This window comes from Paenibacillus sp. An7 (genome assembly GCF_009870785.1).
In the GTDB taxonomy this organism is placed as follows: Bacteria; Bacillota; Bacilli; order Paenibacillales; family Paenibacillaceae; genus Paenibacillus.
In genome coordinates, this window is sequence record NZ_WTWX01000001.1 from 95,757 (window position 1) to 109,335 (window position 13,579).

9 protein-coding genes are annotated in these 13,579 nt (G+C 42.7%); all 9 read right to left on the reverse strand.

Going from position 1 to position 13,579, the window contains the following annotated elements; all coding sequences use genetic code 11:
- Positions 1-86: 86 nt before the first annotated feature.
- The gene (locus GQY27_RS00440) at positions 87-2,057 is read right to left on the reverse strand and encodes a hypothetical protein (RefSeq protein ID WP_160031553.1); all 1,971 of its coding nucleotides are present in this window, start codon (positions 2,055-2,057) and stop codon (positions 87-89) included.
- 86 nt (positions 2,058-2,143) lie between these two features.
- Positions 2,144-3,823: a glucuronoarabinoxylan endo-1,4-beta-xylanase XynC gene (gene xynC / locus GQY27_RS00445; RefSeq protein ID WP_328802921.1), complete on the reverse strand. Its 1,680-nt coding sequence runs from the start codon at positions 3,821-3,823 to the stop codon at positions 2,144-2,146.
- Between the two features lie 124 nt (positions 3,824-3,947).
- Complete coding sequence (locus GQY27_RS00450; protein WP_160031554.1) at positions 3,948-5,333, reverse strand: ABC transporter substrate-binding protein; 1,386 nt, start codon at positions 5,331-5,333, stop codon at positions 3,948-3,950.
- Between the two features lie 26 nt (positions 5,334-5,359).
- Complete coding sequence (locus GQY27_RS00455; protein ID WP_160031555.1) at positions 5,360-6,178, reverse strand: alpha/beta hydrolase; 819 nt, start codon at positions 6,176-6,178, stop codon at positions 5,360-5,362.
- 105 nt (positions 6,179-6,283) lie between these two features.
- The gene (locus GQY27_RS00460) at positions 6,284-7,276 is read right to left on the reverse strand and encodes an endo-1,4-beta-xylanase (RefSeq protein WP_160032007.1); all 993 of its coding nucleotides are present in this window, start codon (positions 7,274-7,276) and stop codon (positions 6,284-6,286) included.
- A 181-nt stretch (positions 7,277-7,457) separates the two neighbouring features.
- A complete protein-coding gene (locus GQY27_RS00465; protein ID WP_160031556.1) occupies positions 7,458-9,779 on the reverse strand; it encodes a glycoside hydrolase family 95 protein in 2,322 nt (773 codons plus the stop codon).
- Positions 9,780-9,806: 27 nt separating this feature from the next.
- Positions 9,807-10,304, reverse strand: coding sequence for a DUF1854 domain-containing protein (locus tag GQY27_RS00470; protein ID WP_160031557.1), 498 nt, complete (start codon positions 10,302-10,304; stop codon positions 9,807-9,809).
- Positions 10,297-12,495 (reverse strand): ABC transporter ATP-binding protein, encoded by a 2,199-nt coding sequence (locus GQY27_RS00475; protein WP_160031558.1) that lies wholly within the window; start codon positions 12,493-12,495, stop codon positions 10,297-10,299. Before GQY27_RS00475 ends, GQY27_RS00470 begins: the two co-directional genes overlap by 8 nt.
- A 118-nt stretch (positions 12,496-12,613) precedes the next feature.
- Complete coding sequence (locus tag GQY27_RS00480) at positions 12,614-13,564, reverse strand: carbohydrate ABC transporter permease (RefSeq protein WP_160031559.1); 951 nt, start codon at positions 13,562-13,564, stop codon at positions 12,614-12,616.
- Positions 13,565-13,579 lie beyond the last annotated feature (15 nt).

Consider the following 13,579-nt stretch of genomic DNA (forward strand, 5'->3'; position numbering starts at 1 on the left):
CTACATCAGTTTTGTTCTCGAATCCTATCCTGTACATGATAATGTCTTATATAACTACAGAAATAACATTCCTTATAATTGAGATATTATTGGGTCTCCCAGTAGTCACCAACTAGACCTTCAATAATACTTCCGCTAGCCCACGGCATGAGACAAAACCATGTACTGGCTGGGGAACCATCACTATATTTTTCGGTAACCAATCCTTCAGAATGACAAAACCGTTCAGACATCCATCCTTTTTTTCCAAAATCAAATTCACCATCATAACGATTATATGTTTGACATCCCCAGCGAACGGTATCCATCAAACGCAAATATACATAAGGATCATCACGCTTTTCGGTATAATAGTATAACTCATCTACAATACTGCTGGACATGGGATGAATATGTGGATTAGCTACTGAGGTTACACTGCCCCCACTGCTAGACCAGCCGAGCGTACTAAGCGGAGGAATTTTCACCGGCGAATTATAACAAAATTTGAAAGTAAACTCATAACAAATAGCATCACGCATATGGTCTAGATACAGATCATCTTTCGTTAATGCATGAAGATATCTGACTGCCCGGATGTAAGCTAAAATTCCTTCCGAATCCACAGCCTTCTCTGCATCCAATGGGGCACCGTAACATTCCATGCGTTTTACGTAAGTCTCATAATAGTGTTGTTCACTATCTTTAAGACTTTCTATATAGGACTCATCTTCAGTTAGCCAGCTGTAATAAGCCATTGCAGCCAAGCACCAAGCACCGCTAAATGCGTCATATTCAAGTCCAGCACCTGTTTGTTCTGATAGGATGGTCGGATATTCATGATCTGAATTCTTTGTTTGTTCTAATTTATCCAGAACATCTTTAGCGAAAATCAACCAGTCATCATGAGAAATACCTTTGATTCGTTTCTCATATTCGTATGCCTTCAAAATATAAAACATGGCTTGTCCTGAAAGGTAAGCAGAATGTCCCGGTGTGCGCATACCGTCAAACCACCATCCTTTGTTACTCCATTCACCATTATGGTAAGCACTATATGGGAGACCTGTCTTTGGATTAAGTGAGTTTTCAATAATATTTGTAATACAAGAAATGGCTTGTTCCCGCATAGCCTCATCTCCCAGTCGCAGAGCTGCCATAAGTACAGGTGTAGCAATGGTTAGGCCATTCGTCCAACTGATAGAAATAATTTTATTATATCTCCATCCTCCTGTTTGTTTATCTTCAAATACAAAAGCAGAATAATGGCGTTCCTCGGAAAGCCAAGCATATGTAAAAATTGCACTGGATAAATCACTTGCAGCTGTTTTAATATCGCTTCCTTCCCTTGGCTGCTGATGATAACGATAATAAAGATGTTCTAGCGCTGTATTGATGCCAAGTTCTGATTCAGCTTCATATTCATACAGATCTACCGCAAATTGAATCGTCTCTCCTGCCTGAATTTCAAAGCAATTGTCTTCAAGCGGGGCTCGTTCTTTGACTAGACGAGATTTAATAAAGTGCAATGGTGCGTTTTCATAACCAAGCGTATACCCTAATGTCCCTCGGTCAAGAGAGCATGTATATCCGCCATACTGATAAAATTCTCCTGTTTCGCCTGGGTACCACTGCTGTTTCACTCCATCTTTCGTAATAAAATAAGGACTCGCACATAGTCCATAGACTTTTCCACTGTCATATACAAATGCAGCGGGATGCGACAAACGATCACTTCTAACCATCCACCATGAAGAGGAGGGCCTTCCTGGGTTCCCTGGTCTCAGTCTTGGAAACTCATTAGGAACATTCTGCGGAGCTTCTCCCCGGTTTAATCCATACATAAATGCAGGCAGAAAAAACCGAGGATTCACCTTTTGAAACGGCAATTCTACATGGATTACACCCTGCCATGGATTACTTTCTTCGTTGCATATTGTGATAAGTGCCTGGATCGGAAATTCCGGATTGCCTATATTTCTTTTTTTATTTATTTTTGCTGTCAGTCCGTTCTCTTGTAGTTCTCCGTATTCCTTACTATCACTTGATTTACTTCTTGCGGTTATAATGAATTCCATGAGATCCTCCCATCCTCTAATCAGGAGACTGGCTCACCAATCACTCTTTTTCCTGAATTGGTAAGCCAGCCATATTTTCAAGACAATTAATACTGTGCAGATACTTCAATTTTATCGATATTTGGACCTTCGGTTCCTGTCGTCACCATCTTTACTATATTATTTCCACTGTTCATAGGAACCTGTATCGTTTTTTCGCCCCATGTTCCCCATGCTCCCGTTGCGGAAAAAGGAACGTTACTTAATACCTTTGTTCCGTTAACATAGATATCAAGATTTCTAGTGCCGGACTCCAGTCCATACCGAATTTTTATATTTTTCGTTCCTGTCACTGCGCAGTAGATCGAATTCCACTGAATTGCCGAGTTTGAGTCAGCACTAAAATTAACATATCCAGTTCCGCTGTATCCACTGTAGAGAGATTCGACTACCGCATCTGTCAACGTTGTACCAGACTCTGCTTCATAGGTGGTAGACTCACTTCCACTGACACTTCCTAAATCAGCTGTAAATGTCATGACACTTCGAGCAGGCAGTTGGACGGTAAAAGAATTATTCGTTACCGTAAGATCGGTACCTGCTGCCATGCTTCTGCTGCTGTCAGTAATCCATGTGGATACTTTGGAAGCAGTTCCATTTTGCAAATTAAATTTCTGATTCACACTTGAAGCTCCGCGGTTAACCGCTACAATTACAGCCTTGTTGTTACCTTTGTAGGCAGAAACGAATACATTCGTGTCCGGATTCTTAGTGGCATCAACTCTTACATATCCTGGACGAACAAATTTCGAAAAATGAGCCATACTGTATCCGCGTTTACTGATCGTACCATCTTCATTCATCGGTCCATATTGTCTGCGAATATACCACCATACATAGGCCTGAAAATCCGCTTCTACCATCGCGTGATGCATATGATAAGCAACATCCAGCGCTTCAGGCCAGAGATTTGCTGAGTTATTATTGCTATTCGGATAATATACTTCCGTCATCCAAAGCTCTTTTCCCGCTCCTTTTTGTTTAAACAGTGGATAAGCAAAATCAGAAAAATTTGTACCATAGGTGTGTGCGCCAAGAATATCCATATTAGCGAGAGCTTGCGGATCATTCAATATGGGATCTGACATATTTTTAAGATAAGAAAACGACTCGGGAGCAATTACTTTCCCCTGAATAGAACCTGCATTCTCTTTCATAAACCGCAGGATTTCTTGAGGTGTCCACCAAGTCCACTCATGAGCATAGTCTGGTTCATTTTGGACAGAGATCGCGTACAAATCAACACCGTTCTCTTTCATATAAGAGACAAAATCATTTAGATGCTGTGCATAAGCTGCATATTTATCATACTTAAGCCGCTTTGCGCTCGTATCCCCATTACGATTGAACGTCTCTACCATACTACTTGGAGGATTCCATGGTGATGCAAAAACAATAGCGCCTTGTTCAATGGCACGTTTCGCCGTTGGCAATTCCTTGTACCAATTGCTTCTATTTTCATCCACATAAATTCGCAGGATAGAAAAACCTAGCTGATTTACTCCGTTACCAAACGCAGTATCTCTTTGAGCAGGAGTTAAATCGCCGATCCATACTGGGTGGTTAATCCCTCCGAAGCCTCGAATGACTTGTTTTTCAGAAGAAAAATTAACATTCACATCACTTGCAGCCACTACTTTCGATTGGTCTGAATAGGAAAATAGAATCTGCATCACAGAGGCAAAAACAAGCATTGCACAAATTGATTTTTTAGTAAGTGAATTCAATTTTATATCATTCCCTCTCTAAATGAATTTGCGATGTAAACTTGTTTTAATAAAAAGCAGTCCGCTCGAAGTTAAATAAATTTAGTCTCCGCTCGGACTGCTTTTTTACTTGGGTTATACTATTTTACTTTTTCCAGACTTCATCAATTGCCGCTTGGAACGGTTCTTTGTATTTCTCAACAACCGTTGATACGGACACGCCTTCTAGAATTTCACCGCCAAATTCATAATATGGCATGCTAGGGTAACCATCAATCGTATCAATTACTTTAATGCTTTCACCAGCAACACGGGCGTTGTTAAGATCGTCCTCATTACTGAAGAGTGTCTCAAATCTAGATTGTTTTGGATAATCGTACATGGATTCAATATCACTCATTTTTTCATAAATATAAACGATTTGATCAGGATTCTCGATAGCACTTGGAATCGTTAAATAGTTAGGAATTGTGTTGTGAGAGTGATATCCGGTTGCACTTGGTCCTTTAGGGAATGGCAGGAACCCGATATCATAATCCGGCATATCCTTCGTGAAATTCTCCATTTCATAATCACTGGAAGCCACCATCAATGTATTACCTTGACGGAAAAATTGACCAGGCTCCGTCCAATCTCCTCCCTCAGTAGGTCTTGCAACAGACTCCGTAGCGAGAGTAGACATGAAGTTTAATACTTCCAATGTTTTTGGATCATCCAGGTTTTGTTTGTCGCCATCAACCAAGTTAGCTTCATTAGCGGCCATAGCCTGAACTAGAATAGAAGCAGTAGCCAGCCCCCAAATATCTAATTTACCATCATTATTCGAATCTTTGTTCGCTTCTTTAGCGACCTGGATAAAGGTATTCCAATTCCAGTTGTCCTCGTTAACATACTCTTGTAACGATTTCATTCCTAATTGATTCATTAAAGTACGGTTATAAAAAATGCCGGAAGAAGCTCCATTAATTCCTGATCTAAATCCGTAACCTCTTCCCTCAAATTGAGAATATTCGTTTGTATACTGCTGAATGAATACTTTTTCGTTCTTAGTATATTCATCTACCGGGTGGAATAAATCTTGCTTAACCAGTGTCGGAATCATCCAAGGTCTAGCTACCCGGATAATATCTCCGAGAGGTTCGCCGGCTACGAGCGATGCAGTTACCTTATCTTGATATTCGCCAAAATCGACGACAACATATTCGATTTTAAAATTATGTTTTTCCATTAGAGCATCCAAGTTTTTCTTCACTTCAATACTGTCTGGGTTATCTTCCTTTACCGATTCATCGTACCAAGATACCCATTTAAGTGTTCGGCCGCCCATGTCAAAATCCATCTCAGGTGTCCCGGTGGCTTCTTCCTCTTCTACTGCTGCTTCCTTCTCTGTATTTGTGTCTTCTGATCCCGCATCAGTACTTACATTTCCCGGTTCTGGTTCATTAGCTGTACCTCCGCCGTTACCACTGCATGCTACGATGAACACTAGCAGAAAACAGCATAACAGCATTCCCATCTTACGCATCCACATGTTTATTCCCCCTATAATTAATAACCTCAAGATACAGCGCTTTCATTTCTTGTTTCTATAGCCCATTTCAAAGCATCAGCTATATATTCATTCCAAAAATCCCATGTATGAGCACCTGAAGTTTCGACATATGTATGATCGACATCTTCGCTCAATAAAAATTGATGCAACCGCTGGTTGACATGAAGTAAAAAATCTTCTGTTCCACACGCCAAGTATATTCGCGGTATATCTACCTCTTCTGTCTTCAGACAGCGAATCAGCTCCTCTGGGTCTTTATCACTTCCAAGAACAAGATCGAGGTCGCCAAATACACTTTTGTAATAATCGTAACTAGCAATTCCATTGTGTACGTCTGGCCTCATATCGGGTAATGAGTAGGGCAGCAATGCTGACGACAAGGCAATAATCCCTCCAAAATGGTCAGCATACTTTAGTCCGTTACGTATGGCGCCATATCCGCCCATTGACAGCCCGCCGATAAAGGTATCCTCTCGCTCAGTGGATATGGGGAACATACGCCGAGTAAATTGTACGAGTTCACGTCCAATATATTCGCCAAGCCATTCTTCTCTCTCTTCATTATCGAGATAGAACTTATTTTCTCCTGCAGGCATAAACACGGCCACATGATGCCGATCGGAAAGTTCTCGTATCCTTGAATAACTAAGCCAATCCGTATGGCTTCCGCAATAACCATGAAGTAAATACAGAGATTTCAGACCTTTCGTGTTTTCTTTAGAATCTGGACTTTCCTCTGCGGCTTGATCAAGCGGCAACAATGCATTGAAGGTCACCTCTCTTTTCATACACTTTGAAAAGAAGCTAATTTGCATTACAGCCATATCCTTCCTCCTTTCTTTTATAATCGGTTTTATCAAAATTCAGGCTTAAATTCACAAATCCCTTATCGTTTATCTTATAATCCTATATTTATTCGCTATACAATCTTAGGACTGAACAGCATCAATTACATCCCAATAGGAAGCTTTCGGTTTATGCTGTGTATCAAAGAGAAATGGCCAGTTTTTACGATTACGGACAGGAAAATGATCCAGCCAAGTGTAATCATCTGCGGCGCCCCAAAAAGTAACGGAAGTGATGTGATCACTGTACTCCTTAAATAATCGGAAGAACCCGGCATAACGCTCAGCTTGGAGTTCAAGCATCTCTTCCGTTGGTGCAGTGAGATCCGTCCTCTTATCCTCATGAGCAAAGAGCGATACGTCCATTTCTGTAATATGAAGTTTCATTCCGAGACTTGCATATCGTTCAATCGCTTCCCTTATGTGATCCAACGTCGGATGTAACAGGTTCCAGTGTGCTTGCAGACCAACACCATGGATGGGAACCCCCTGTTCGATCAGCGACTTGACAAGTGCATAGATCTTTTCACGCTTTTCAGGAACAGACTCGTTGTAATCGTTATAGAATAAAAGCGCATTCGGGTCCGCTTCATGTGCATATTCAAATGCTTTTGCAATAAAGTCTTCACCGATCACATCAAGCCATCTAGACTTACGCAGTATTTGTTCACCGCTGTCTGATACGGCTTCGTTAACAACATCCCAGGCATAAATACTTCCTTTGTAGCGTCCAACTACTTCATCGATGTGAGATTTCATTCTGGTAAGTAAAGTCTCCCGGTCAGCTTTGCCTCCTGAACTACTTTCAAAAACCCAGTCCGGGGTTTGATTATGCCATACAAGGGTATGGCCTCTGACTGCCATGTTGTTCTCCATTGCAAAAGCAACTAGCTGATCTGCTGCTTCAAATGTATACCTTCCCTCCTCTGGTTGTATTCTTTCAAATTTCATTTCATTCTCTGCTGTTACACTATTGAAGTGCTGTGACAACAGTTCTTTCTGTGTAATTAATGTCATCGGATTAACAGCCGCTCCAATGTGAAACAGCTCCCTATAAATCTCATGGAGCTTAGGTATGGCTACCTTCTGATCGACTGTCTGATCTGCCAATTTTGCTGACCCCCTCTATCCTCATTCGGAATTGGATGACTGGCATAATGTGGTGGATGTTCTTCTCAAAAGTTTAGCTTTTGCTTTTATCTACAACAACCTGCTAAACGGTAGATTTTTTCGGTACAGAATAATGAAATCCATACTTTCACAGGTGTTTTTCAACATCAGGATCTACAATCTCTATAAGATAGATTTCGTCCGCTATTGTATCGAAATGTACTACATCACCATCCCTGACCGTCTTGATGTTTGTCCCCGTTTCGGTCCTAACCATTAACTGATTTCCTTCACTTCGAACTTGGCATACGGTGCTGAATTTCGCGTGCACAGCAGCCTGTAGAAGATTGTTCTCTTCCCAGTGAATGGTAACCTCGAATCCTCCGCGTGCCCGTAGACCGCTAACCATCCCGGAGGTCCATGCTTGCGGCAAGGCAGGAAGCAAATCAATAATCCCTTCATGGCTTTGCAGTAACATCTCCGCAATACCGGCTGTTCCGCCAAAGTTCCCGTCAATTTGAAATGGGGGATGGTTATCCAGCAGATTCGGCAGTGTTGAACCACGTAATAGATCGGATATATTCCTATACGCTTCCTCTCCATCACGGAGTCGTGCCCACATATTGATGATCCAGGCCCGGCTCCATCCCGTATGTCCTCCTCCAAAAGAAAGCCTGCGATGTAATGTGACCCGAGCGGCCTCAGACCATTCTGGCGTAGTTCGCGGAGTGATCCTAGAACCGGGATGAAGTGCAAATAGATGAGAGATATGCCGGTGGCCTGGCTCTACTTCTTCATAGTCCTCCATCCATTCCTGAAGCTGTCCGTGACGACCGACTTTCGGCTGAGGCAGACATGAGCGCACTTTTCGAAATTGTTCACGCATTGCATGATCGACATCTAGCAGTTCAGCCGCTTCAATACAAACCCCAAATAAATGGTCAAGGATTTGACTGTCCATCGATGGAGCAATGCATAGTGCACCTGTCTCATCACTTGGTAGACGATATCTATTTTCTGGCGAGACCGATGGTGAAGTCACTAGCTTTCCATCCGAAGTTTCTATCAGATAATCCAGAAAAAACACCGCAGATTCCTTCATTGTTTCATATGATTTTATAAGAAAATCTCGGTCTAATGTATAGCAATAATGCTCCCATAGATGAAGACATAACCATGCTGCTCCCATTGGCCAGACTGTTGAAGATATCCAAATATCTTGAGGGGCCGTATCTCCCCACAGATCGGTATTATGATGAGCAACAAATCCACCGCAGCCGTACATCTGGCGTGCTGTCACCCTTCCATTTGGACGCATCTTCTCTATCAAATCAAATAAAGGCTCGTGACATTCGGCTAAGTTGCACATTTCCGCCGGCCAATAATTCATTTGAGTATTAATATTGATCGTATATTTGGAATCCCACGGCGGTGTAAAATGTTCATTCCAGACCCCTTGTAAATTTGCGGGCAATGAACCTGGTCTACTACTTGAAATAAGTAAGTAGCGCCCATATTGAAAATAGAGCTCTATTAAACGGAGATCTTCCATACCTTCCTGCAGTGCAGTCATTCGCACATCCGTTGGCCGGTTGTCAAAATCTTCATCTGTCTTGGCAAGGGATAGGGAGACTCTTTTGAACAAACGCTGATAGTCAGCAACGTGCGTTAGCCGCAGCTGTTCATATCCTTTCTGTTTCGCTTCTCTCACCGTTTCACGGCTATACAGTTCGGGGTTCTCATATCGATAAGTTGTTCCTGCCGAGACGAGAATGACGGCTTCATCTGCTTGATCGACGAGAAGAAATTCCCCGCAGTTCGTGACCTCTCCCCCACTGACTTGTATCTCGACAACGGAACTGATTTGAATTCCGTCCTTACCACCCGTTCCTGCACTCATGATAAGCCGGCCCTCTGATTCCGTATGCAGACTATCTATGAATCGCTGTCCTCCCCGTGTAAACCGGAGTCTGAAGGATACCGCATTTGTTTTGTCAGCTTTGATTCGCACAGCAATAACCTCATCAGGAAAACTCGCCACATGCTCTCTTTCGTAACGTATACCACGCCATTCATAATGTACGGTAGATATACTGTGCTCAAGGTCAAGCTCTCTCCGGTAATTGACAACTTCCGATTCTTCATGACCAAATTCCATAGTTAGTTCACCCAGCGGTTCATAGTGTCGCTGGCTCTCCGGCGTTCCGGATAAGGACATCGCAGCAAGTTTTTCAGCTTCGCTAAGACGTCCCTCATGAAGTAACTGGCGAATTTTTGGAAGATGATGAAGCGCATCCGAATTATTACGATTCATGGGTCCTCCAGACCAGACCGAATCTTCATTCAATTGGATACGTTCCACGTGAGTCCGTCCGAAGATCATTGCTCCGAGTTTTCCACTTCCGATTGGCAATGCTTCGTTCCAGCTATTCGCAGCTTTCTCATACCATAATTTCAGCGTTCCACTCATCGATACGTACTCCTTTCATCATAAGGTTTAAATGATTTCTTGAAGTTGTTTCTGGCTGTGGGAATCTAACATCCGCCAGTCCTTGATTTCGCATCGTTTCCCATTCATATCTGTTATAATAATCCAGCCTTCTCCAGGGTAGAGAAGATGTTCATGGAGATTTCGCATCACCATTCGAGTCGGTCCTAAGTTCGTTTGTAATTCCCATATCCATAAACTAGATTTATTTTTTACACTGTCTATGCGTGACACTTTTGGCAAGAAGTAACGAAGCTCAAGCTCTTCTTTCAGTACGCACGCACTTTCTTTGTCCAGCTCCTCAATCTCGCGGACAATGCCTAGTTCTTCGTCCTCCGCATTTCGGATGGAGATATAGGAAGAATCATATTGAAATGGGAAACAGCGATAGACAATAAGTTCGTCGTAATATTTCTCATTCACCGTACCTTGTATGACCCCTCCCTTGTTTCTTGAGAGGATAATATCTTGCTGTCTTAGCAGCCGAATATCAAATTGTTCAGCCATTCACGCCCACTCCCCTAATCTGTGACATTTCTTTCTGAGCATCGACTAGTTTTCGGTATACCCCATCCGGTTGGTTAAGCAGCTGCTCATGTGTTCCGACTTCAGCAATCTTACCCTTGTCCAGGACAACTAGTCGATCAGCATTTCGCAGGGTTGACAGTCGGTGAGCAATAGCAAACGTAGTTCTGCCTTGTACGAGACGATTGATTGCTTCTTGAATTTGCCTTTCTGTCTCCGTATCAACAGAGGCTGTAGCTTCGTCTAAAATAAGGATGCGCGGATCATGAATGATTGCTCGTGCGATCGCGATCCGCTGTTTTTCTCCGCCAGACAGCTTATGTCCTCTTTCTCCTACTCTTGTATCGTAGCCATCTGGCAATCTAACGATAAAATCATGTGCGTTTGCGATTTTTGCCGCACGCATGACTTCTTCAGGCGTTGCATCATGTTTGGAGTAGGCAATATTGTCAGAAATCGAGCCATCAAACAAAAAAGTTTCCTGTAATACAACGCCGATCTGACTGCGAAGATCATGCTGACTAATCTGCCGAATAGGAACTCCGTCAATACGAATCGTCCCTTCGTCCGTATCATAGAACCGGCATATTAAGTTAATAAATGTTGACTTTCCTGCACCTGAATGACCGACTAGTCCAATCATCTCTCCAGCTTTCACTCGTAAATTCACATCTTTTAGTACGGGATGATGCTTTTCATACCCATAGGTCACTTGTTCAAAATCTACGTCGCCTTTGATCGTTTTTATCGGTACGGGATTACTGGCTTCAGGTACTTCAGACGGTGTATCCATAATCTCGAATATACGATGAGCTGCTGTGAATGCATTGCTCGCCCAGCTTACCATTTGGCTGATCCATTGCAGCGGTCCGAATAACATCCCAAGATAAGTAACAAGCGCCAATAGTACGCCTAGCTGAATTTCATTTCCGAGAACTTTTCCCCCGCCGTAATACCAAATGAGCAGGGTCCCCACTCCAGCAATGAGCTGGAAAGCAGGAAAAATAAACTGCCATAGTCCTTCCGTTTTGATATTATTTCGAACCACTTCCAAATTGGCATGATCATAACGTGACATCTCTTCCTTTTCACGTCCAAATGCTTTCACCACCCGAATCCCTTGCATGGATTCTCCAACCATCGTGTTAAGACGGAATATAGATCGCCACTGCTGGTATAACCTCCGGCCAATCTTAGGCCAGATGGTAACTGATACGATGATAATGAAAGGAACGGGCAGCAAAGCGAGCAAGGACAGTTGCCAATCCAACCCGAAAATGATGACACAAATCGCTGCGATTCGCAGCATCTCTCCACCGACATACATCACACCATCTGTCATGAACTGGCGCATGGATTCTGCATCACTATTCACTCGGCCGATAAACTGGGAGGTTTGCCTTCTATCAAAATAGGCGAGTGACAGCCTCATAAGAGAACGATAAATATCATTACGAATGTCGCCCATCAGCTTCGAGCCAACCCAAATACCGATATACCCGCGGATGGTTTGCATTAATGTCATCATAACGGTTGTTGTTCCGAGCGCTAATACGAAAAAGAGCAGTGTTGAGACTGCCGCCTTCGGCTGAAGCACATCATCGATAATTAGTTTTATTAAATAGGGCGGAGCTAATTCTACAAGTGTTGTAAGAATAAGCAAAATCGCCGCTATAACCATTCTTAATCGGTAAGGTTTCGCGTAACGGAGTATTCTTGCAGCCGCCTGACCTTTGTTCATACAAAACTGGCAAACCTGTGTCCCCTCGCTAAGTGGGAATTCGCATGTTGGACAGCGGCGCGGCAGGTCTTTCTCTGAAATCATCGGGATCGTCTCTTCTTTAACAAGTGCTTCAATCAGCTTCGCTGCGAAACCAAATATGGATGAAAGTTCAGCAGTATACCGACCAATCGCTATAGGCCCTTCCTTTGTATCCACAAGCAGGGTCCCACCGCCGATTCCTTTTGCGGTTCTCGCTTTACTTATTTCTGACAAGGATATGATTTGTTCGGGCAAATCCCCCGTTCCCCACAAGTAGATCACATCGTCTGTCACTACAATCCATTGCTCACCAAAACTACCGCTTCGAAGCAGGTCCGTTTTCGCGCTAAACAGCACTTCCCCCGTTACTTGCTCCGCAATAACCTTCGGAATCTGATCGTAATAGGACATAGCACCCTCCACATAAAAATGATTATTCATTTACACCCGTGATTTTTGAACAAGTAAAAGCGCCTTGCACAAGCTCTTAGAGTGGCAAGACGCTTTCTTACGAAATGATCCTATTGGACTATCCGACAATACCTGTTCGCTCTATACTTTCAACAAAGTAACGCTGAACGAATAAATAAATGATAATTAGCGGTAGAATCGCAAGCAGAATACCCGTATCCTGCACCATACTTAAGTAGAATGGATCTGCTTTTGAAGCATCCCCTCCTGAGAGTTCGATTGCCAGATTATAAGGCAGTGATGACAATTGGGTTGACATAACCTTACTTGAAGTCAGATACGTTGTTGTATAGAAACTGTCATTCCACTGCCAGACAAAAGAGAAGAGAAGGGTTGTAACAATAGCGGGAACGGCATTCGGTAACATGATTCGAAGAAATGTTTTACCTACACCTGCACCATCGATATAAGCCGCTTCTTCCACCTCTTTTGGAACACCTCTAAAGAACTGACGGAAGATAAAGATATATAATCCAGCTTTCAGTGAATTTGCTGTCACTGATGTCAAAATAAACGGCCAATACGTGTTAAGCAAATTAATAGATTTTCCACCTGTAAATAACGGAATAATCCCCATTAGATTAAAATCTTTTAAGTTCAAATAGATAGGGATTAGAATCGTTGTCGGCGGAACGAGGATCGTCAAGATCACTCCAGCAAACAACAGATTACTTCCCTTAAACTTCAGACGGGCAAAACCATACCCAGCAAATGCACATGAAATCGCTGTCAGTATCGTCGTTGTTGCGGATAATGCGAATGTATTCAGTAATGTCTCCCAATAATCCATAATCTTAATGGCATTTATGAAATTATCAAGCGTGAAATTCTGTGGAATCCACACCACAATGGGAGAATACAAGTCGTTCTGATGCTTAACTGCCGTTGAAATTTTTTGAAGTATCGGAAACAAAATGACAAACGATAATCCTATAATTAGTGTAAACCGGACGATTATCCATAACCATTTCTTCCAATTATCAAGTGATATAAACCTGGAAAAGATCATCCTTACCCACCTTCT